Genomic DNA, 21257 nt, shown 5'->3' with positions numbered 1-21257 from the left:
CCGGTTCACCACGGCGTTCGGAGTGGAGCAGTGAGGGTCCCCGTCGGCTGGCTGGCCGAGTACGTCGACGCCCCCGCCGGCAGCGGCTCCCCCACCCGCAGAGACGAGGAACAGGACAGGACATGGCCTTCACGGCGTTCGACCCCCACCGCTTCGCGGGCCGGGTCGCCTTCATCAGCGGAGCCGGGCGCGGGCAGGGCCGGCAGTTCGCCGTCGACCTCGCGACGGAGGGCGCGGACATCATCGGCTTCGACATCTGCGAGGACATCCCCGGCGCCAGCACCCCCATGGCCACGAAGGCCGACCTGGAGGAGACCCGCGCCCTGGTCGAGGCCACCGGGCGGCGGATGGTCGCCGAGCGGGCCGACGCCCGGGACTACGCCTCGGTCGAGGCGGTGCTGGCCAAGGGCCTCGAGCGGTTCGGCCGGGTCGACGTCGTGGTGGCCAACGCGGGGATCTGCTGCGGCGCCGGGCCGTTCTGGGAGATCGGCCTGCAGGAGTGGAAGGACACCGTCGAGACCGACCTCACCGGGGTCTGGCACACCGTCCGCGCCGCCACCCCCGCGATGATCGAGGGCGGCCGCGGCGGCGCCATCGTCATGGTCGCCTCCGCGGGGGCCACCAAGGGCTTCCCGAACATCACCCACTACGTGGCGGCCAAGACGGCGCTGGTGGGCATGCTCAAGCCGATGGCCGCCGAGCTCGGCCCGCACTCCATCCGGGTCAACGCGCTGTCGCCGACCAACGTCAACACCGCGATCTACATGACCGAGACGAACAAACGGCTCTTCCTGCCGGACAACCCCGCGCCGACCGACGAGGAGTACGAGATCGCCTCCCGGCCGCAGCACGTGCTCCCCATCGGCTGGATGGAGACCCGCGACACCTCGGCCGCCCTGCGGTTCCTGGCCTCCGACGACGCCCGCTACATCACCGGGCTGGAGCTGCGGGTCGACGCCGGCGTCGTGCTGCGCTGACCCGCCGGCCGGCTGCCGCGCCCCGTCCGCGTCGCGGCAGCCGGCGGGCGGACCCGGCAGCGGGCCAGGGTGCCTCACGGGCGCGAGGGCCCCGCCCGGGCGCCGAGGGTGGGTCACCGGCACCCTGCGCACCGGAGAGGAACCCCGGCCATGGCCTCCGACCACCTGCCCACCACCCGCCGCCTCGAACGGCTCCTCCAGAACGACGACCCCCGCGCCGAGGACCGCGGGCCCGACGACGGCGAGGACGCGCGGTGGGCGGTCGGGGCCGACTTCTCCCTCGACGGCGCCACCGACTGGGTCAACTCCCCACCGCTGAGCGGCGCCGACCTGCGCGGCCGCGTCGTCGCGGTGAACTTCTGGACCCTCACGTGCATCAACTGGCTGCGCCAGCTGCCCTACGTGCGCGCCTGGGAGGAGGCGTGGCGCGACGCGGGGCTGGTCGTCGTCGGCGTGCACTCGCCGGAGTTCTCCTTCGAGCACGACGTCGCCGAGGTCCGCCGCGCCGTGGAGGCCCGCTCGATCCGCTACCCCGTCGCCGTCGACTCCCACTTCGTGGTGTGGCGGTCCTTCCACAACCACTTCTGGCCGGCCCTGTACCTGGTCGACGCCGAGGGGCGGCTGCGCCACCACGCCTTCGGCGAGGGCGGCTACGAGGAGACCGAGTCGGTGCTGCGGCGGCTGCTCACCGAGGCCGGGGCCGGTGACCTCGGGCCCGAGCCGGTGCCGGTCGACGCCCGCGGCGTCGAGGCGCCCGCGGACTGGGACACGCTGCGCTCCGCGGAGAACTACCTCGGCTACGACCGGACCACCGGGTTCGCCTCCCCGGGCCGGCTGGTCGCCGACCGGGCGCACGTCTACGCCACCCCCGCGCGGATGCGCTCCGGGCACTGGGCGCTGGCCGGCGCGTGGACCATCGGCCGCGAGGCCTCGTTGGTCGAGGACCCGGGCGGGCGGCTGACCTGCCGGTTCCACGCCCGCGACCTGCACCTGGTCGTGGCGCCGCCGGCCGGCGGGAGCGCACGCATCCGCGTGCGGCTCGACGGCCACCCGCCGGGCACCGACTCCGGGGAGGACGTCGACGCCTCCGGCGAGGGCGTGGTCACCGAGCCGCGGCTGTACCAGCTGCTGCGACGGCGGGGCGCGGTCACCGACGCCACCGCGGAGATCGAGTTCCTCGACCCGGGCGCCGGGATCTACGCCTTCACCTTCGGCTGAGCCCACCCGCCTCCCGCCTCCCGCCTCCCGCCTCGGGCGGCTCCCGCGGTGGTCTGCCCACTCCTGCGGCGACGCAGCACCGCAGGAGCGGGCACGACACCGCAGGAGCACCGAGCCGGGACCGACCCGAGCGCGGAGCTCGGGCGCACACCACCCGCGGACCGGCCCCCGTGCGCCGGTCCGCGGGACAGTCAGCCGGCGGCGGGGACCGCGCGGCGGCTGCGGCGCAGCAGCACCGCGCCCACGCCGGCGGCCACGGCCACGCCGATGGCCGCACCGGTCCCGTTGCCGTCGGCCGGCATCTGGGTCGACGGCGGGCAGGCGGTGTCGGTCTTGCGGGCGGCGAGGTTGGTGCTGCCCAGGTGCCACACCGGCCCGCCGCCGCGGGTCACCGTCACCGAGAACACGCCGCGCCGCAGACCGGGGGCGAAGCGGGTCGGCTGGGGGGCGCCGTAGCCGGTGGGCGTCACCTGGTTCGCCGGCCCGACGGGGATGTCGACGGTCGCGCCGGTCCGGTTGTCGTAGCCGAACACCGCCGTCCAGCTGCCGTCGCCGTTCCGGACGACACAGTCGACGACCGGGACGACGTCGGGCGGGGCGGAGCGGTTCGGTGCCGCACCGGCCGTGCCGGGGGTCAGCGCGACGACGGCGCCGACCGCCGCGGCGGCGGCGATCCGCAGCGCGCGGGACCGGCCGCGGCGGGGCGGGGTGCTCCTCGTGGGCGACGTCATGGGGCTGGTTGTCCTGTCGTCGGGTGTCCGCAGCTGACGGACGGACCTTCGGCAGACTCCCGGCCGCGGCACAGTCGAGTGCCGCGCTCCCACCCGCCCGGGTGAGGGCTACGCGAAGCGGACCGGCTGGCCGGTGGCCTCCAGCACCGACAGCCACAGGTCGCCCAGCGGGTCGACGTGGTTGCGGCGGCTGACCGCCAGCGGCATCGGGATGTGCACGAACCGGCGCCGCCGGCGGGCGACGATCACCTCGGTGCGGCCGGCCATCGCCGCGTGCACCGCGGCGTGCGCCAGGCGCAGGCAGTAGGCACTGTCGTAGGGGTTGGCCGGCACGCTGCGGATGGCGTAGCTCGGGTCGAAGTAGCGGACGTTGTTCTCCACCCCCGCCTTGTCCAGGTGCTCGCAGATGAGCCGGCGCAGCAGCCGGCCGATGTCGCCCAGCCGCACGTTGCCCGAGGCGTCGCGGCCGGGCTCGTGCTCGTCGATGTGCTCCTGCCCGGCGCCCTCGGCCACCACGACGACGGCGTGCCCGCGGTCCTCGACCCGGCGGCGCAGGTGCTCGAGGAAGCCGCGCTCGCCGTGCAGCGCGAAGGGCACCTCGGGGATGAGCACGTAGTCGGCGTCGTCCTTGGCCAGCGTGGAGTAGCAGGCGATGAAGCCCGAGTGCCGGCCCATCAGCTTGACCAGCCCGACCCCGCCGGGCGCCGAGCGGGCCTCGACGCTGGCGGCGTGGATGGACTTGGTGGCCTCGGCCATGGCGGTCTGGAAGCCGAAGCTCTGGTCGATGTAGGGGATGTCGTTGTCGATCGTCTTCGGGATGCCGACGACGGCGACCTTCAGCCCGCGCTCGCCGATGACCCGCACGACCTCCATCGCGCCGCGGATGGTGCCGTCACCGCCGACGACGAACAGGATGTTGATGTTGAGCCGCTCGAGCGCGTCGACGATCTCCTCGGGGTCCTGCAGCCCGCGGGAGGTGCCGAGGATCGTGCCGCCCTCGTCGTCGATGTGCTGGACCACCTCGGGGGTCAGGTCGACGACGTCCTCGCCGTAGTGCGGGATGAACCCGCGGTAGCCGTTGCGGAACCCGACGATCCGCCGCACGCCGTAGTGCCGGCTCAGCTCCAGCACCAGCCCGCGGATGACGTCGTTGAGGCCGGGGCACAGCCCGCCGCAGGTGACGATGCCGACGCGGGTCTTGGCGGGGTCGAAGTAGATGCGCTTGCGCGGCCCGCCGGGCTCCAGGCTGGGCAGCTGCTCGACCGGCAGGCCGCGGGCGCCGGCCATCGAGATCGTGTCGTCGAAGAGGATCCGGTCCTCCTCCACCACCGAGTGCTGCGTCGTCTCCCGCGACGCGAGCCGCTCGGCCAGCGGCGAGTCGATGCGGCACGGACCCAGGGTCCGCACGGCGAGGTCCTCGTGTCCGATCACGGTGGAGAACGGTCCCACACCGGTGCGCGGTCGCTGCGCTCGGCACCCCGGTCGTCAGGACGTCATGTCGAATGTCTCCCGGCCCGCGCCGAGCAGGTGACGTGCTGGAACGGCCCCGGTGCAGGGGCCCGCGCCGAGCGGAGCGAGGGGTGGGGGCACCGGGGTCCTTCGTCTAGTCGACCAGGTCGAGGGCGGCGCCGACCAGCGAGTCGACGTCGAGGCCGTGGTAGCGGTACACGCTGTCGAGGTCACCGCTCTGGCCGAAGCGGGTGACGCCCAGGTGCGTGGCCGGCACGTTCCGCACGCCGGCGAGGAAGGCCAGCGTGTGCGGGTGGCCGTCGAGCACGGTGAGCAGCGGGGTGGCCCGGTCGGCGGGCAGCACGCTGTCGAGCACCCACGGCGAGGCCTCGTCCAGGCCGCGGCGGGCCTGGACGGCGCGGAACAGCAGCCCGGGACTGGTCACCACGACGACGTCGGCGGGGAAGCCGAGCCCCTCGAGGCGCTCGGCGGCGGCGAGGGCCTCGGGGACGACCGCGCCCATCGCGGCCAGCGTCACCGCCGGGCGCGGCACCCGCCGCAGCGGGTAGCCGCCGGCCACCACCTGGCGGCGGCGCCGCTCCCGGGCCGCCGGGTCGGCCGGCACCGCGGCCAGCGCCTGGTCCACCGGTCGGGTGGACAGCCGCACGTAGGCCGACTGCCCGCCGGGGCGGCCCATCTGGCCCAGCGCCGCCAGCAGGCACCACTCGGTGTCCAGGGCGAACGCCGGCTCGTAGGACAGGCAGCCGGGCTGCTCCAGGCCGATCGAGGGCGTGGTGATCGACTGGTGCGCCCCGCCCTCGGGGGCCAGCGTGACCCCCGACGGCGTGCCGACCAGCAGCGACTGACCGCCGGCGTAGACCGTGAACGACCACGGCTCCAGCGCCCGCCCGACGAAGGGGTCGTAGAGGACGCCGACGGGCAGCAGCGGCTGGCCCCAGCGCGACCACGTGGCGCCGAGCTCGCCGAGCGCGCCGACCAGGTTGGTCTCGGCGATGCCGAGCTCCACGTGCTGGCCCGAAGGCCGCTCGCGCCAGTGCAGGATCGTCTCGGGGTCGTCGGCGAACCAGTTGCGGCGGTCCTCGTGCGACCAGACGCCGACCTTGTTCACCCAGCCGCCGAGGTTGGTCGAGCTGGACACGTCGGGGCTGACGGTGACCACCCGCCGGCCGGCCTCGGGCGCGGCGCGGTTGAGGTCGAGCAGGGTGCGTCCCAGTGCCGCCTGCGTGGTGGCGGCGCCCGAGGGCGTGCGGCCGAGGTCGGCGGGGACGGCGGGCGCGGCGACGTCGTCGACCGGGGGCCGGGCCAGCCGCGCGGCGGCGTCGGCGAGGAGCCGGGCCGGGGCGCTGCCGGCCGGGAAGCCGGCCCAGGGGTCGGCCGGGTCGACGCCGACCCGCGCGGCGAGCTCGTGCAGCTGGGCCTCGGTCAGCAGCGCCGAGTGGTTCTGCGGATGGCCCTCGGTGGCCAGGCCGTGGCCCTTGAGGGTGTAGGCGAGCACGACGGTGGGGCGGGTGTCGTCGATCTGCGCGAAGGCCTGTCGCAGCGCGGCGAGGTCGTGGCCGCCGAGGTTGCGCACCGCGGCGACCAGGTCGGCGTCGGCGACCTCCTCGACCAGCGCGGCGACCGCGGCCGCGCCCGGCCCCTCCCCCGGCAGGTGCGCGCGCAGCTCCGCCGGGGCGCGGCGGACCATCCGCTGGTACTCGGCGTTGCTCATGGCGTCGATCCGGTCGCGCAGCTCCGGCCCGCCGGGCCGGGTGAACAGCTCCTCGAGCAGCCGGCCGTACTTGACGGTGAGCACCTGCCAGCCGGCGGCGGTGAACATCCCCTGCAGCCGGGGCGCGCCCATCGTCGGGACGACGCGGTCGAGCGACTGCCGGTTGAGGTCGACGACCCACACGACCTCGCCGAGCTCGGCGACCATCGGGTCGAGCACGGCCTCCCAGATCGCGCCCTCGTCGAGCTCGGCGTCTCCGACCAGCGACCACTGCCGCCCGGTGCCGCCCGCGCCGAACTGGGTGTTGACGTAGCGGCGGGCCAGCGCACCCCAGATGGGCGCGGTGGCGCCGATGCCGACCGAGCCGGTGGAGTAGTCCGCCGGCACCGGGTCCTTGAGCCGCGAGGGGTAGGACTGCAGGCCGCCGAAGGCGCGCAGCGTGGTCAGCCAGGAGGCGTCGAGCTGGCCGAGCAGGAACTCCAGCGCGTGCAGCACCGGGCTGGCGTGCGGCTTGACCGACACCCGGTCGTCGGCGCGCAGCTGCTCCAGCCACAGCGCCGTCATGATCGTCACCATCGAGGCGCTGGACGCCTGGTGGCCGCCGACCTTGAGCCCGGTCGGGTTGGGCCGCACCCGGTTGGCGTGGTCGACGATCGCGGTGGCCAGCCACAGCACCCGCTGCTCGATGTCGCGCAGCGCGGCGTCGTCGGAGCCGGTCGCGGGCGGCCGCGGGGCGGCGATCGTCATGGTCTCTCCTGTCGGGACGGCGGGGGGCCAGCATCCCGTGCGCCCCACGGCTCCTCCAGGGCGAGGTCCCGCCGCGGGCGGTGTCCGTGCGACGCTGGCCCCCACCGGACCGCCGCCCCGGGAGGCCGCCCATGACCGAACCCGACCGCGACGAGGTCATCCGGTCGCTGTACCGCGCCTACAGCGCGCACGACCTGGACGCCGTGATCGACGTGCTGAGCCCCGACGTCGACTGGCCCAACGCGTGGGAGGGCGGCCGGGTGCACGGGCGCGACGCGGTGCGCGCCTACTGGGAGCGGCAGTGGGCGCACATCCGCCCCTCGGCCCGGCCGACCACGATCCGGGACCGCCCCGACGGGTCGGTGGAGGTGACCGTCGCGCTGGTCGTCCGCGACCCGGCCGGCACCCTGCTGTCGCGGACCACCGTCCGCCACGTCTACCAGTTCGCCGCCGACGGGCGGGTGCGGCGGATGGACGTGCGCTACGAGCGGTAGCCGGCAGCGGCCCCGGCCGGCGGGGTCGCCGGCCGGGGCCCCTCCGCGTGGTGAGGTGCTGGAACGGCCGCCCTTCAGGGCCCCGCGCCGAGCCTGCCAGGCGTGGGGGGAAGGGGGGTCCTTCAAGGGACGAGGATCGCGCGCCCGCGGACCTTCCCGGCGTCGAGGTCGCGGATGGCGTCCACGGCCCGGTCGAGCGGGTACTGCTGGGTGTGCAGCGTGACCTTCCCGGCCTGCGCGAGGACCATCAGCTCGGCCAGGTCGGTGTAGGTGCCGACGATGTTGCCGACGACGTTCTTCTCCCCGGCGACGAACTCCAGCGTCGGGATGCGCAGCTCGCCGCCGTAGCCGATGACGTAGAGCGAGCCGGCGGGGGCGGTCATCCGCCAGGCGTCCATCTCCGCGCCCTGCTCGGCGACGAAGTCGAAGACGACGTCGGCGCCCCCGCCGGTCAGCTCCTGCACGGCCGGCACCTGGTCGCCGTCGGCCACCACGGTCGCGTCCGCGCCGATCTGGCGCGCGAGCTCGAGGGCGTCGGGGTTGCGGTCGACGACGACCACGCGGGTGCCCGAGAGCGCCGCCAGGCACTGGACGCCGATGTGCCCGAGCCCGCCGGCGCCCTGCACGACCGCCGTCGTCCCCGGGTGCAGCAGCGGCAGCGCCTTGCGCACCGCGTGGTACGCGGTGATGCCGGCGTCGGCGAGCGCGGCGACGTCGGCCGGGTTGGTCGACGGGTCGAGCTTGACGCAGGCGCGGGCGGTGGTGCGCAGGTACTCGGCCATGCCGCCGTCGTCGTTCGACAGCCCCGGGAAGAAGGCGTTCTCGCACTGCATGTCGCGGCCGGCGCGGCAGGCCAGGCACAGGCCGCAGCTGGGCTGCGGGTGCAGGATCACCGTGTCGCCGACGGCGACGTTGGTGACCCCCTCGCCGACGGCGTGCACCCACCCGGCGTTCTCGTGCCCGATCACGTACGGGAGGTCGGGGTTCTGCAGGTCGGCCCACTGGCCCTCGAGGATGTGCAGGTCGGTGCGGCAGACCCCGGCACCGCCGATCCTGACGATGACGTCGAGGGGACCCTGCAGCTGCGGCTCGGGGATCTCGTCGATCGAGGGGTCGACGTGGTACTCGTGCACGCGGACGGCCTTCATGAGCGCACCTCCAGGGGGATCAGCGGTCGGTCGTCGGGACGGGGCGTCTGGTCGGCCTCCGACCCCGGGTAGCGGGTGGTGAGCAGGCCCCGGCAGAAGTGCGCGTTGCCGTCGACGGAGATGCGCACCGACCGGGCCCGGCGCAGCACCGCCTCGGCCTGCGCGGGGTCGGGGCGGCTGCCGTCGTCGTGCACGAGCACCGGGACGGCGGGGTCGGTCGGCAGGCCGAGGGCCTCCCGGCGGCGCAGCAGCGCCTCGGTGGTGGACTCCCCCGCCGGCAGGTCGCCGAGGGTGAGCGCGGCGACGTCGAGGGCGGGGTCGCGGCGCAGCAGCGCGGTGAGCGCCCGCTCCATCGCCGCGGTGTGCGCCTTGCGCCGGAAGGTGGCCCGCAGCTCGTCGAGGGAGTCCTCCGCCTCGTGCCCGAAGGTGCCCCGGTAGCCCAGCCCCGCGGCCAGCCCGCGGTTGATCAGGTCGGAGTCGGAGTGGTCGTCGAGCTCGACCACCACCGAGCCCACCCCCGGCACCGCGGACACCGCGTCGTGGGCGTCGGAGGCCATCAGCCAGGCGAAGTTGGGCGCGCAGAACGAGGTGGGCAGCCGCAGGTGCACCTCGACGGCCGCGCCCGCCGGCCCCCCGGTCACGGCGACCGAGCGGACGAAGCCGACGTCGGTGATCGGCTCGTCGAGCTCGGGGTCGACGACGGTGCCCAGCGCCGCCCGGACGTCGGCCTCCGACACCGGCGCGGTCAGGACGGCGGTCATCACACCGTCGCCAGGTCGGCGGCGGCCGGCTCCCGGGGGCCGGTCTGCGTCTCGTCGGCGTCGGGCAGCCGCAGGTGCTCGGGCACCGGCAGGTCGTACAGCTTGGCGGCGTTGAGGCCGAGGACCTTCTTCTTCACCTCGGTGCTCAGCGGGGCGTACTCGGTCATGTCCTCGGGGATCTGGAAGTCGACGAACCGCTCGACCAGCCACTTCGGCGTCCACAGCGCGTAGTCGCTGGCGAAGAGGATGCGGTCCTCGCCGAGCCAGTAGACGAGCTCGCCCATGATCTGCGCGAAGTACCGCGGCCGGGTGTGGATGAACGGGATCGCCACGGCCAGGCCCGCGTACACGTTGGGCTCCTGGGTGGCGATCCAGCAGAAGTCCTCCAGCCGCGGCAGGCCGCAGTGCTCGACGACGAAGTTCAGGTCGGTGAAGTCCGTGGCGGCGTGGTCGACGTCGGCGACGTCGAAGGCGTCGCGGTCCAGCGGGCGGATGGTCGGGCCCTTGTGGATGTGGATGTTCCTGATGCCGAGCTCCCGGCAGGCCTCCAGGTAGCGGTAGGCCATGGGGTCGGTGAGCTTCCAGCCGCGGGACTCCCCGTGCCAGTCGGCGGTGTAGAGCTTCACGCCCTGCAGGTGCATCCGCTCGGCGTCGGCGCGCAGCGCGTCCAGCCCGTTCTCGCCGTCGCGCGGGTCCCAGTAGTGGTTGTAGGTCAGCTTGTCCGGGTGGGCCTGGGCGAGGGCGAACGCCTCCTCCGTCTGGCCGAAACCGCGGTGGTAGAACTCGGCGAGCCGGGCCGGCTGGAAGACCGCGTGGTCGACGATGCCGTCGACGAAGACGTCGCGCACGAGCCGCTCGCCGCCCTGGTAGAGGTACTCCTCGTAGTCCCAGACCTCGGACTCCGGGGACAGGTTGCGGTGGTAGTCGTAGAAGCAGTCGATGAACTGCTTGCCGTGGATGTTGCGCTGGTTCTCCGGGCGCGCGTCCCACAGCGCGATGTGGGAGTCCACCACGTAGTACTGCTCGCCGTCCTTGGTGTACATCCGTCGGCCTCCGTCGGCTCCGGTCTGTGAGGCGGGTCACCTCCGCAGCGCCGACGCTAGGTGGGCCGGGACCGGTTGCCCACGGCCCGGTCGTCTCACTCTGAGACACCCCGCCGCCGCTGCCCGCCGCGTACATTGCCGTGACACAGGCCACACGTCGCAGTCCCCGACAGCCGGCCAGGAGGCCCCGTGGACGAGCCGGTGCCCGCGCCGGGACCGCTCCCCGACCCCGCGCTGGCCGCCCGGGGCGCCGCGCCGCGGGTGCGCGCGTCCTGGCGGCGCAGCCAGGGCTACGGCGTCCCGCTCGACGAGGTCGTGCCGGTGTTCACCGGGTCGCCGGACACCGGCTCGCTGCTCTACGAGTGCGCGCACCGGGTGCTCTCCGACCTGCAGGCCACGATCGCCAACGAGCCGGTGAGCCTGATGGTGGCCGACCCCGCCGGGTTCGTGCTGGCCCGGCTCGGCGACGACGCCTCGATCCACCGCGCGCTGGACCGGGTGCACCTGGCGCCGGGGTTCTCCTACAGCGAGCGGCACGCCGGCACCAACGGCCTCGGGCTGTCACTGGCCGACCGGACGCCGACGCTGGTGCGCGCCGGTGACCACTGGTGTGCCGAGCTGCGCGGCTACACCTGCGCCGCGGCCCCCGTGCTCGAGCCCGCCACCGGCGAGCTGGCCGGGAGCATCAACCTCACCACCTGGTCGGACTCCTCCTCCGAGCTGCTGCTGGGCCTGGCCCAGACGGCGGCCAGCGCGACCAGTGCCCTGATGGCGGTGCGCACCGGCGGGCGGCCCGTGCTGCGGCCGGCGCCGCGCGGGGAGGTGTACCGGGTGGTGGGCGGGTCACTGGCGCCCGACGACGGCGACCCCTGCGGATCGGCGGCGTGGCGGTCGGCGGTCGACGCCGCGGGCGCCGCCGTCGCCGCGGGGCGGGCGGCCGTCGTCGTCGGCGAGCCGGGTGCGGGCAAGGCGACGCTGGCCGTCCTCGCCCGGCGGCGGCTGCCCGGCCGGCAGCGGCTGCTGCACGCCCGCGCCCCGGAGGCCGGGGACGTCGCGCCGTGGCTGGACCTGTGGACCCCCGAACTGCGCGACGCCGACACCTGCGTGATCGTCTCCGGGCTGCACACCCTCCCGGCGTGGGCGGCCGGGGAGCTCGCCCAGGTGCTCGCGGCGGTGCGCCGTCCCGGCCGGCCGCAGCCGTTCGTGCTCACCGCCCCGGACTACGCCGCGCTGCCCGACCCGCTGGCCCGCCTCGCCGACGCCGTCGTGGAGGTCCCGCCGCTGCGCGCCCGGCCCGACGACGTGCTGCCGCTGGCCGGCTGGACGGCGCGCCACGAGCGCCACCGCAGCGTGTCCTTCACCTCGCGCGCCGCCCGCGCGCTGGCCGGCTACGGCTGGCCGGGCAACGTCGCGCAGCTGCGGCGGGTGGTGCGCGAGGCGGTCAGCCGCGCCGACGTCGTCGACGTGCACCACCTGGCGCCGGAGGTGCTCGACGGCGGCGGCCGCCCGCTGTCGCGGCTGGAGCGGCTCGAGCGCGACGAGATCGTGCGGTGCCTGACCGAGCCCGGAACCACGATGACCCGCGTCGCCGAGGAGCTCGGCATCGGCCGGGCCACCCTCTACCGCAAGATCGCCCAGTACAAGATCGCCGTTCCGCCCCGCTCGGGCTGAGCCTGCGCAGGCGGGGCTCCTCGCCGGGCTGGTCCCCGCCCCCGCTCCGCCGAGATCCCGTGATCTCGGCATCCAGGGGCCACGCCCGGGCCGCCGCCCTGCCCGGGCCGCCGGACCGCCCTAGGGTCGCGGGCAGGAGGTGGGGCGGTGTCGGACGGGCTCTACGTCACCGGCTGCGAGCCGGCCACCGGCAAGTCCGCGGTGGCGCTGGGGGTCTTCGAGCTGCTGGCCCGGCGGGTCGGCCGGCTCGGGGTGTTCCGGCCGGTGGTGTCCGCGCGGGAGGGCACCGACGGGGTCGTCGACCTGCTCCTCCCCCGCACCTCCACCGACCTGCCCGCCGACGCCTGCACCGGGGTCACCTACGCCGACGTGCTCGCCGACGAGGACCGCGCCCTGTCGGAGATCGTCGCCCGCTACCGGGCGCTGGCCGCGCGCTGCGACCGGGTGCTCGTCGTCGGCTCGGACTTCAGCGAGGCCGGCGCCGCCCGGGAGCTCGCGCTCAACGCCCGCATCGCGGCCAACCTCGGGCTGCCGGTGCTGTGCGTCGTCTCCGGCCGCGACCGCGCGCCCGACGACGTCGCCGTCGCCGTCGGGGTGGGCGTCGACGCGATGGCCGACGCCGGCACCGAGGTGGTCGCCGTCGTCGCCAACCGGGTGCCGCCGCGGCAGCTGCCCGCGGTGCGGGAGCGGGTCGCCGGCCTCGAGGTGCCGGTGTACGTGCTGCCGGAGGTCCCGGTGCTCACCGCGCCGACGATGGCCGAGGTGGCCCGCGCCTGCCGCGCCCGGCCGCTGGCCGGCGACGACGCCACGCTCGGCCGGGAGACCTCCGGCGTCCTGGTGGCGGCCATGACCATCCCCAACCTGCTCGAGCGGCTGGTCGACGACGTCGTGGTCATCACCCCCGGCGACCGCGCCGACGTCGTCCTCGGCGTGGTCGCCGCCCACCTCTCCGGCGGGTTGCCCGCCCCGGCCGGCCTGGTGCTCACCGGCGGCATCGAGCCGGCCGCCCCGCTGCTGCGGCTGCTCGGGCACCTCCCGGCGGCCGTGCCGGTCGTGCTCACCGACGAGGACACCTACGTCACCGCCACCCTCGCCGGGTCCGCGCCCGGCCGGATCCACCCCGGCGCGCAGCGCAAGATCGACGTGGCGGTCGCGCTCGTCGAGGAGCACCTCGACGCCGAGGAGCTGCTCGACCGCACCGCGGTGGCCCGGCCGCGGGTGACCACGCCGCTGATGTTCGAGCACGAGCTGCTCGACCGGGCGCGCGCCGACCGCCGGCACGTCGTGCTGCCCGAGGGCACCGACGAGCGGGTGCTGCGGGCCGCCGAGCGGCTGCTGCGCCGCGGCGTCGTCGACCTCACCCTCCTCGGCGACCCCGCCGAGGTGCGCGCCGCGGCCGCCCGCGCCGGGGCCGACGTCGACGGCGCGCGGCTGCTCGACCCCTGCGAGCCGGGCCTGCGCGAGGAGCTGGCGGTGGAGTACGCGCGGCGGCGCGCGCACCGCGGCGTGACCATGGACGCCGCCCGCGACCTCGTCGTCGACGTCTCCTACGCCGGCACGCTGATGGTGGCCCTCGGCCGGGCCGACGGGATGGTGTCCGGCGCCACCCACACCACCGCGCAGACCATCCGCCCGGCGCTGGAGCTGATCAAGACCGTCGACGGCGTCTCGATCGTCTCCAGCGTGTTCTTCATGTGCCTGGCCGACCGAGTGCTCGTCTACGGCGACTGCGCGGTCAACGTGCACCCCACCGCCGAGCAGCTGGCCGAGATCGCGGTCACCTCCGCGCAGACCGCGGCCCGCTTCGGCGTCGAGCCGCGGGTGGCGATGCTGTCCTACTCCACCGGCCGGTCGGGCAGCGGGGAGGACGTCGACCGGGTGCGCACGGCGACCGAGCTGGTGCGCGAGCGGGCGCCCGGGCTGTCGGTGGAGGGGCCGATCCAGTACGACGCCGCCGTCGACGCCGGCGTGGCGCGCACCAAGCTGCCCGGCAGCGAGGTGGCCGGGCGGGCCACGGTGTTCGTCTTCCCCGACCTCAACACCGGCAACAACACCTACAAGGCGGTGCAGCGCAGCGCCGGCGCGGTGGCGGTCGGCCCGGTGCTGCAGGGCCTGCGCGCGCCGGTCAACGACCTCTCCCGCGGCGCGACCGTGCAGGACATCGTCAACACCGTGGCGATCACCGCCGTCCAGGCGCAGTCGTGACCGGGCGGGTGCTCGTCGTCAACTGCGGGTCGTCGTCGCTGAAGTACCGGCTGGTCGACGTCGCCGCCGGCGAGGCGCTGGCCTGGGGGCTGGCCGAGCGGGTGGGGCAGCCCTCCGGCCGGCTCACCCACACCCGGGCCGGGCGGCCCCCCGACGTGGTCGAGCAGCCGCTGCCCGACCACGCGGAGGCGCTGGCGGCCGCGCTGGCCGCCTTCGAGCGCCGCGGCCCGGCGCTGGCCGACGCCGGGCTGGTCGCCGTCGCCCACCGGGTGGTGCACGGCGGCGACCGGTTCTCCGCGCCGGTGCTCGTCGACGACGCCGTGCTGCGCGCGATCCGGGAGCTGGCCACGCTGGCCCCGCTGCACAACCCGGTCAACGCCGTGGGCATCGAGGTGGCCCGGCGGACCTTCCCGGGCCTGCCGCACGTGGCGGTGTTCGACACCGCCTTCCACGCCACCCTCCCGCCGTCGGCCTACACCTACGCGGTGCCCCCGCAGTGGGCGCGCGACCACGGCGTGCGCCGCTACGGCTTCCACGGCACGTCGCACGCCTTCGTCTCCCGCGCCGCCGCCGCGTTCCTCGGGCGGCCGGTGGCGGAGGTGAACAGCGTGGTGCTGCACCTGGGCAACGGCGCGAGCGCGACCGCCGTCGCCGGGGGCCGCAGCGTGGACACCTCGATGGGCATGACCCCGCTGGAGGGGCTGGTCATGGGCACGCGCTCGGGCGACGTCGACCCCGCCGTGGTCGCGCACCTGCACCGGGTCGCGGGGCTCGGGCCGGAGGAGGTCGACCGGGCGCTGAACTCCTCCAGCGGCATGCTCGCGCTGGCCGGCTCCAACGACCTGCGCGAGGTGCACCGGCGGATCGCCGACGGCGACGACGACGCCGCGCTGGCCCTCGAGGTGTTCTGCCACCGGCTGCGCAAGTACGTGGGCGCCTACCTGGCCGTGCTCGGCCGCACCGACGCGATCGTCTTCACCGGCGGCATCGGGGAGAACGACCCGGTCGTGCGGGCGCGGTCGCTGGCCGGACTGGAGCAGCTGGGCATCCGCCTCGACGAGGAGCGCAACGGCGCGCGCGAGCCGGGTGCCCGGCGGGTGTCGGCCGAGGACAGCCCGGTCGCCGTCCTGGTGGTGCCCACCGACGAGGAGCTCGAGATGGCCCGCCAGGCCGTCGACCTGTTGGCCGGGTGACCTGCCGCAGCGTGGGCCTTCCTCAGTCCTCGTCGGTGCGGTAGCCCAGGTTCGGTGCCAGCCAGCGCTCGGCCTCGGCGAGGGTCCAGCCCTTGCGGCGGGCGTAGTCCTCCACCTGGTCGCGGCCGAGCCGGCCGAGGTTGAAGTAGCGCGCCTGCGGGTGGGCGAGGTACAGCCCGCTGACCGCCGCGCCCGGCCACATCGCCATCGACTCGGTCAGCGTCACGCCGATCGCGGCCTCGACGTCGAGCAGCTCCCAGATCGTCTGCTTCTCGGTGTGCTCGGGGCAGGCCGGGTAGCCCGGCGCCGGGCGGATGCCGCGGTAGCGCTCGGCGATCAGCGCGTCGTTGTCCAGCCGCTCGTCGGCCGCGTAGCCCCAGAACTCCCGGCGCACCCGCTCGTGCAGCCGCTCGGCGAAGGCCTCGGCCAGCCGGTCGGCCAGCGCCTCGAGCAGGATCGCCGAGTAGTCGTCGTGGGCGGCCTTGAACGCGGCCACCCGCTCGGCCGAGCCGATCCCCGCGGTGACGGCGAAGGCGCCGACGTGGTCGGCCAGGCCGGTCCCCCGCGGCGCGACGAAGTCGGCGAGTGACTTGCGGGGGGCGCCGTCGCGGCCCTCGGTCTGCTGCCGCAGCTGGTGCAGCACGGCCCGCACCTGCGTGCGCGACCCGTCGGTGTAGACCTCGATGTCCTCACCGGGCCCGCCCTCGCCGTCGACCCGCGCCGCCGGGAACAGCCCGAACACGCCGGAGGCGGTCAGCCAGCGCTCGGCGACGATCCGGTCGAGCATCGCCTGCGCGTCGTCGAACAGCCGCCGCGCCGCCTCGCCGGTGGCCGGGTTGTGCAGCAGGTCCGGGAAGCGGCCGCGCATCTCCCAGGCGGTGAAGAACGGCTGCCAGTCGATGTACCCGCGCAGCTCCTCCAGCGGGTACTCGCGCAGCACCTGCACGCCGGTCCCGGCGCGGGGTCGCGGCGGCTCGTACGACGACCAGTCGATGGCCGGCGCGGCGGCGCGGGCGGCGTCGAGGGACAGCAGCGTGCGGGTGTCGGTGCGGGCGGCGTGCCGCTCGCGCAGCGCCGCGTACTCGGTGTCGGTGGCGGCCAGCAGCCCCGGTCGCTGCTCGTCGGACAGCAGCGCCGCGACGACGGGCACCGACCGCGAGGCGTCCTTCACCCAGATCACGGGGCCGTGGTAGCGCGGCGCCACCTTGACCGCGGTGTGCGCGCGCGACGTCGTCGCCCCGCCGATGAGCAGCGGCACCTCGAAGCCCTGCCGCTCCATCTCGGCGGCCAGGCCGACCATCTCGTCCAGCGACGGGGTGATCAGCCCGGACAGCCCGATGACGTCGGCGCCGACCTCCTTGGCGGTGTCGAGGACCTTCTGCGCCGGCACCATGACGCCGAGGTCGACGACGTCGTAGTTGTTGCACTGCAGGACGACGCCGACGATGTTCTTGCCGATGTCGTGGACGTCGCCCTTCACGGTGGCCATGACCACGCGGCCGTTGGTGCGCTCGACGTCGCCGGGCTGCTTCTCCGCCTCGATGAAGGGCACGAGGTAGGCGACGGCCTTCTTCATCACCCGCGCGGACTTGACCACCTGCGGCAGGAACATCTTGCCGGCGCCGAACAGGTCGCCGACGACGTTCATCCCGCTCATCAGCGGGCCCTCGATGACCTCGATCGGCCGGCCGCCGCGCGCGGCGATCTCGGCGCGCAGCTCCTCGGTGTCGGCCTCGACGAACTCGTCGACGCCCTTGACCAGCGCGTGGGTGATCCGCTCGGCCACCGGCAGCGACCGCCACTCCTCGGTGGCCGCCTCCTCCGCGGCCCCGGTGGCGGCGTACTCGCCGGCGATCTCCAGCAGCCGCTCGGTGGCGTCGGGCCGGCGGGCGAGGACGACGTCCTCGATGCGCTCCCGCAGCGGCGCGGGGACCTCCTCGTACACCTCCAGCGCGCCGGCGTTGACGATGCCCATGTCCATGCCGGCGGCGATCGCGTGGAAGAGGAAGACCGCGTGGATGGCCTCGCGGACGCGGTTGTTGCCGCGGAAGGAGAACGACACGTTCGACACGCCGCCGGAGACCAGCGCGTGCGGCAGGTTCTCCTTGATCCAGCGGGTGGCCTCGATGAAGTCCAGGCCGTAGCGGGCGTGCTCCTCGATGCCGGTGGCGACGGCGAAGACGTTGGGGTCGAAGACCACGTCCTCCGGCGGCAGGCCCACCCGGTGCACCAGCACGTCGTAGGCGCGCCGGCAGATGGCCTGCCGGCGCTCGAGGGTGTCGGCCTGCCCGTCCTCGTCGAAGGCCATGACGACGACGGCGGCGCCGTACCGGCGGCACAGCTCGGCCTGCCGGACGAACTCCTCCTCGCCGTTCTTCAGCGAGATCGAGTTGACGATCGACTTGCCCTGCAGCTGCTTGAGGCCCGCCTCGATGACCTCCCACTTGGAGGAGTCGACCATCACCGGCACGCGGCAGATGTCGGGCTCGGCGGCGACGAGGCGGGTGAAGCGGGTCATCGCCTCGACGCCGTCGATCATCCCCTCGTCCATGTTGACGTCGATGACCTGCGCGCCGGCCTCGACCTGCTGGCGGGCCACGGCCAGCGCGGTCGGGTAGTCGCCGTCGCGGATCAGGCGGCGGAAGCGCGCCGAGCCGGTGATGTTGGTGCGCTCGCCGACGTTGACGAACAGCGAGTCCTCGTCGACGGTCAGCGGCTCCAGTCCCGAGAGCCGCAGCGCCGGGCGGACCGACGGCGGCCGGCGCGGCGGGAGCCCGTCGACGGCCGCGGCGATGGCGGCCACGTGCGCCGGCGTGGTGCCGCAGCAGCCGCCGACGACGTTGACGAACCCCTCCTCGGCGAAGCCCCCCAGCACGCCGGCGGTCTCCTCCGGCGCCTCGTCGTACTCGCCGAAGGCGTTGGGCAGGCCGGCGTTGGGATAGCAGGAGACGAAGGTGTCGGCGACCCGCGACAGCTCGGCGACGTAGGGCCGCAGCTCCTCCGCGCCCAGCGCGCAGTTGAGCCCGACGGCCAGCGGCCGCACGTGCCGTACGGAGTGCCAGAACGCCTCGGTGGTCTGCCCCGACAGGGTGCGGCCCGACGCGTCGGTGATCGTGCCGGAGACGATCACCGGCCAGCGGCGGCCGCGCTCGTCGAACAGCGTCTCCAGGGCGATGATCGCCGCCTTGGCGTTGAGCGTGTCGAAGACCGTCTCGACCAGCAGCAGGTCGGCGCCGCCGTCGACCAGGCCGTCGGCCTGCTCCCGGTAGGCGGCGACCAGCTCGTCGAAGGTGACGTTGCGGGCGCCGGGGTCGTTGACGTCGGGCGAGATGGACGCCGTCTTCGACGTCGGCCCCATGGCGCCGGCGACGTAGCGCGGCCGCCCCGGCGTGCGGGCGGTCATGGCGTCGGCCTCGCGGCGGGCCAGCCGGGCGGCGGCCTCGTTGATCTCCCGGGCGAGGGAGCCCATGCCGTAGTCGGCCAGCGAGATGGCGGTGGCGTTGAAGGTGTTGGTCTCGACGACGTCGGCGCCGGCCTCGAGGTACTCGCGGTGGATGCCCGCGACGAACTCCGGCTGGGTGAGCACCAGCAGGTCGTTGTTGCCCTGCAGGTCGGTCGGCCAGTCGGCGAACCGCTCGCCGCGGTAGCGGGCCTCGCTGGGCCGCTCGCGCTGGATCGCCGTCCCCATCGCGCCGTCGAGCACCAGGATGCGCTGCTCGAGCAGGGCGGTGAGCTCCGCGGTGGCGTCGGGGCGGAGCTGCGGGGCGTCGGTCACGGGCGTCCTCGGGGTCGGTCGGCGGCACGTCCTGCTGCACGGGGCAGCAGCCGCTGGCCCGCGCGTGTTCCCCTGCGCCGTCGGAGGCGGTCCGGCGGGCCCGTGTCATCCTCCCACCCGCGCCACGCGGGCGGGGCGGCGCGACCGACGTAGGCTCGCAGGGGTGACCGACCCGAAGTCCGCTCCCGAGGACCTGCCCCAGCTGAACCAGCCGGTGGCGGTGGTCGCCTTCGAGGGCTGGAACGACGCCGGGGACGCCGCCACCGGGGCGCTCGAGCACCTCGAGCTCATCTGGGACGCCACTCCCCTCGCGGCGCTCGACCCCGAGGACTACTACGACTTCCAGGTCAACCGCCCCACCGTGTCGCTCGTCGAGGGCGTCAGCCGGCGCATCGAGTGGCCGACGACGCGGGTCTCGGTCGCCCGCCCGCCCGGCAGCGACCGCGACGTCGTCCTCATCCGGGGCATCGAGCCCAACATGCGCTGGCGCGGCTTCTGCGCCGAGCTGATCGAGCTGTGCCAGGAGCTCGACGTGCAGACCGTCGTCGCCCTCGGTGCGCTGCTCGCCGACACCCCGCACACCCGCCCCACCCCGGTCAGCGGCTCCGCCTACGACCAGGAGTCCGCCCGCGCCTACGGGCTGGAGACCTCCCGCTACGAGGGCCCCACCGGCATCCTCGGCGTGTTCCAGGACGCCTGCGTGCAGGCCGGGCTGCCGGCGGTGAGCTTCTGGGCCGCCGTTCCGCACTACGTCTCCCAGCCGCCCTCGCCGCGGGCCACCGTCGCGCTGCTGCAGCGGGTCGAGGAGGTGCTCGAGCTGCCGGTGCCGCTCGGCGGGCTGCCTGCGCAGGCCGACGACTGGGTCAAGACCGTCGACGAGATGGCCCAGGAGGACGCCGAGGTCGTCGAGTACGTGCGCTCGCTGGAGGAGCGCGCCACCGAGACCGACCTGTCCCAGGCCGACGGCGACCAGATCGCCCGCGAGTTCGAGCGCTACCTGCGCCGGCGGGGCTCCTCGCCGGGCTGATCCCCGCTCCTCGCCCCGCGAGATCCCGTGATCTCGACCCGCCCGGCCCGTCCCGGCGGCCGAGATCACGGGATCTCGGCGTAGAGCGGTCCCCTCGGTGCCGTCTTCCCCGGCGCCACCCTCCCCCGCGCGTCCGGCTCCTCGGTCGCCGGATCAGTTGGGGATAACGGTCGAGACGGCGGGAGTGCGGGCGTTCCTCGTGCCGTGCCGGTGCTGCAGCACCCGCACGGCGCGGGGAACGCCGGCGATCCAGGCCGGCACTACCGTGTCGCCGGCGCCGCGTCCCGGCGGCGGTCCCGGCCCCGCGTGGAGGTGGCGTGTCGATCCGGCACCGGCTGCGGCACCGGCTGCGGCCCTTCGACGACCTGTCCCCGTCGCTGGACCGCTTCGGCGCCCTGCTCGCCCTCACCGTCGTCGCGCTGGTCACCCTGTCGCTGGCCGGGGTCACCCCCGGGCGCTCGGGGCCGGCGGAGTCGGCGGCGCAGGTCGTGGTCACGGTGTTCGTCGGCGCGACGCTGCTGCTGGCCCTGCGGACGTCGGGCGTGGCCCGACACTGGCTGCGGGTGGTCACCGTGCTGGTCGGGCTGAGCGTGCTGGTCACCGTCGTCGGGATCGTCGCCCGGCTGCCCGGGGCCACCGACGAGGCGGCGGTGGCCGGCTCCGGGACCGCGCCGCTGCTGTGGATCGTGCTGTCGGCGCTGGCCCCCGTCGTGGTGATCCGCCGCCTGCTGCAGCACGACGAGGTGACGCTGCAGACCGTGCAGGGCGCCGTCGCGGCCTACCTGCTCCTCGCGCTGGCGTTCTTCTTCGCCTTCCTCGGCGTCCAGGACGGGAGCGACGACTTCTTCGGCCGCCCCGAGCCGACGACGACGTTCATGTACTTCAGCCTGTCGACGCTCACCACCGTGGGCTACGGCGACCTCGCCGCGGTCACGCCTCCGGGCCGGTTGCTGGCCGTCACCGAGGCGCTCGTCGGCCAGGTCTTCCTGGTGACCTTCGTGGCCCTGCTCGTCGGCCTGCTCGGCGAGCGGTGGCGCGGCCGGCAGCCCGAGACCCGGGCCGACGAGGACGGCCCGGTCGTCTGAG

15 protein-coding genes are annotated in these 21257 nt (G+C 75.1%); 8 read left to right on the top strand and 7 right to left on the bottom strand.

The window, feature by feature from the left end:
• Positions 1–122 precede the first annotated feature (122 nt).
• A complete protein-coding gene (locus tag ACI8AD_RS21465) occupies positions 123–977 on the top strand; it encodes a mycofactocin-coupled SDR family oxidoreductase (protein ID WP_456872564.1) in 855 nt (284 codons plus the stop codon).
• A 150-nt stretch (positions 978–1127) separates the two neighbouring features.
• Positions 1128–2195 (top strand): redoxin domain-containing protein, encoded by a 1068-nt coding sequence (locus tag ACI8AD_RS21460; RefSeq protein ID WP_456872563.1) that lies wholly within the window; start codon positions 1128–1130, stop codon positions 2193–2195.
• 191 nt (positions 2196–2386) lie between these two features.
• Here the strand turns inward: ACI8AD_RS21460 and ACI8AD_RS21455 are convergent, their stop codons facing one another.
• From ACI8AD_RS21455 to ACI8AD_RS21445, 3 genes are all read right to left on the bottom strand, one after another.
• Entirely contained in the window at positions 2387–2926 is a 540-nt protein-coding gene (locus tag ACI8AD_RS21455) for a hypothetical protein (protein WP_456872562.1), read from the bottom strand.
• Positions 2927–3034: 108 nt separating this feature from the next.
• The gene (locus ACI8AD_RS21450) at positions 3035–4357 is read right to left on the bottom strand and encodes an ATP-dependent 6-phosphofructokinase (RefSeq protein ID WP_456872561.1); all 1323 of its coding nucleotides are present in this window, start codon (positions 4355–4357) and stop codon (positions 3035–3037) included.
• Between the two features lie 172 nt (positions 4358–4529).
• Complete coding sequence (locus ACI8AD_RS21445) at positions 4530–6854, bottom strand: transketolase-like TK C-terminal-containing protein (RefSeq protein ID WP_456872560.1); 2325 nt, start codon at positions 6852–6854, stop codon at positions 4530–4532.
• A 131-nt stretch (positions 6855–6985) separates the two neighbouring features.
• Here ACI8AD_RS21445 and ACI8AD_RS21440 point away from each other — a divergent pair, with 131 nt between their 5' ends.
• The gene (locus tag ACI8AD_RS21440) at positions 6986–7348 is read left to right on the top strand and encodes a nuclear transport factor 2 family protein (protein ID WP_456872559.1); all 363 of its coding nucleotides are present in this window, start codon (positions 6986–6988) and stop codon (positions 7346–7348) included.
• A gap of 122 nt (positions 7349–7470) precedes the next feature.
• Here ACI8AD_RS21440 and ACI8AD_RS21435 read toward each other — a convergent pair whose 3' ends face one another.
• Genes ACI8AD_RS21435 through ACI8AD_RS21425 form a run of 3 tightly spaced genes read right to left on the bottom strand, consistent with a single transcriptional unit; the run spans position 7471 to position 10300 of the window.
• The gene (locus ACI8AD_RS21435) at positions 7471–8496 is read right to left on the bottom strand and encodes an NAD(P)-dependent alcohol dehydrogenase (RefSeq protein WP_456872558.1); all 1026 of its coding nucleotides are present in this window, start codon (positions 8494–8496) and stop codon (positions 7471–7473) included.
• Positions 8493–9257, bottom strand: coding sequence for an iron-sulfur cluster assembly protein (locus tag ACI8AD_RS21430; RefSeq protein WP_456872557.1), 765 nt, complete (start codon positions 9255–9257; stop codon positions 8493–8495). Before ACI8AD_RS21430 ends, ACI8AD_RS21435 begins: the two co-directional genes overlap by 4 nt.
• Positions 9257–10300 carry an amidohydrolase family protein gene (locus ACI8AD_RS21425; protein ID WP_456872556.1) on the bottom strand — a complete coding sequence of 348 codons (1044 nt, stop codon included), beginning with the start codon at positions 10298–10300 and terminating at the stop codon, positions 9257–9259. The genes ACI8AD_RS21430 and ACI8AD_RS21425 overlap by 1 nt, the downstream gene beginning before the upstream one ends.
• Positions 10301–10489: 189 nt before the next feature.
• Between ACI8AD_RS21425 and ACI8AD_RS21420 the strand changes: the two genes are divergently transcribed.
• The 3 genes from ACI8AD_RS21420 to ACI8AD_RS21410 all read left to right on the top strand — a co-directional run bounded on the left by ACI8AD_RS21420 (position 10490) and on the right by ACI8AD_RS21410 (position 15369).
• Positions 10490–11971: a helix-turn-helix domain-containing protein gene (locus ACI8AD_RS21420; RefSeq protein WP_456872555.1), complete on the top strand. Its 1482-nt coding sequence runs from the start codon at positions 10490–10492 to the stop codon at positions 11969–11971.
• Between the two features lie 147 nt (positions 11972–12118).
• Positions 12119–14176 (top strand): phosphate acetyltransferase, encoded by a 2058-nt coding sequence (pta, locus tag ACI8AD_RS21415; protein ID WP_456872554.1) that lies wholly within the window; start codon positions 12119–12121, stop codon positions 14174–14176.
• Positions 14173–15369 (top strand): acetate/propionate family kinase, encoded by a 1197-nt coding sequence (locus ACI8AD_RS21410; RefSeq protein ID WP_456872553.1) that lies wholly within the window; start codon positions 14173–14175, stop codon positions 15367–15369. The genes pta and ACI8AD_RS21410 overlap by 4 nt, the downstream gene beginning before the upstream one ends.
• A gap of 22 nt (positions 15370–15391) precedes the next feature.
• On the opposite strand, the gene metH is transcribed toward ACI8AD_RS21410, so the two are convergent.
• On the bottom strand, positions 15392–19144 hold the full coding sequence (metH, locus tag ACI8AD_RS21405; RefSeq protein WP_456872552.1) for a methionine synthase: 3753 nt from the start codon (positions 19142–19144) through the stop codon (positions 15392–15394).
• Positions 19145–19307: 163 nt separating this feature from the next.
• On the opposite strand from metH, the gene ACI8AD_RS21400 reads away from it, so the two are divergent.
• A complete protein-coding gene (locus ACI8AD_RS21400) occupies positions 19308–20171 on the top strand; it encodes a PAC2 family protein (RefSeq protein ID WP_456872551.1) in 864 nt (287 codons plus the stop codon).
• Between the two features lie 317 nt (positions 20172–20488).
• Entirely contained in the window at positions 20489–21256 is a 768-nt protein-coding gene (locus ACI8AD_RS21395) for a potassium channel family protein (RefSeq protein ID WP_456872550.1), read from the top strand.
• The last annotated feature ends 1 nt before the right edge of the window (position 21257 follow it).

The organism is Geodermatophilus sp. SYSU D00766 (assembly GCF_054049915.1).
The sequence above is the reverse complement of the archived record's forward strand: the minus strand, read 5'-3'. Positions and strand labels throughout refer to the sequence as shown.

Coding starts and splice junctions, on each gene's coding strand:
- ACI8AD_RS21440 (WP_456872559.1), top strand. CDS start 6,986: ATGACCGAACCCGACCGCGACGAGGTCATCCGGTCGCTGTACCGCGCC.
- ACI8AD_RS21435 (WP_456872558.1), bottom strand. CDS start 8,496: ATGAAGGCCGTCCGCGTGCACGAGTACCACGTCGACCCCTCGATCGAC.
- ACI8AD_RS21430 (WP_456872557.1), bottom strand. CDS start 9,257: ATGACCGCCGTCCTGACCGCGCCGGTGTCGGAGGCCGACGTCCGGGCG.
- ACI8AD_RS21445 (WP_456872560.1), bottom strand. CDS start 6,854: ATGACGATCGCCGCCCCGCGGCCGCCCGCGACCGGCTCCGACGACGCC.
- ACI8AD_RS21465 (WP_456872564.1), top strand. CDS start 123: ATGGCCTTCACGGCGTTCGACCCCCACCGCTTCGCGGGCCGGGTCGCC.
- ACI8AD_RS21460 (WP_456872563.1), top strand. CDS start 1,128: ATGGCCTCCGACCACCTGCCCACCACCCGCCGCCTCGAACGGCTCCTC.
- ACI8AD_RS21425 (WP_456872556.1), bottom strand. CDS start 10,300: ATGTACACCAAGGACGGCGAGCAGTACTACGTGGTGGACTCCCACATC.
- ACI8AD_RS21455 (WP_456872562.1), bottom strand. CDS start 2,926: ATGACGTCGCCCACGAGGAGCACCCCGCCCCGCCGCGGCCGGTCCCGC.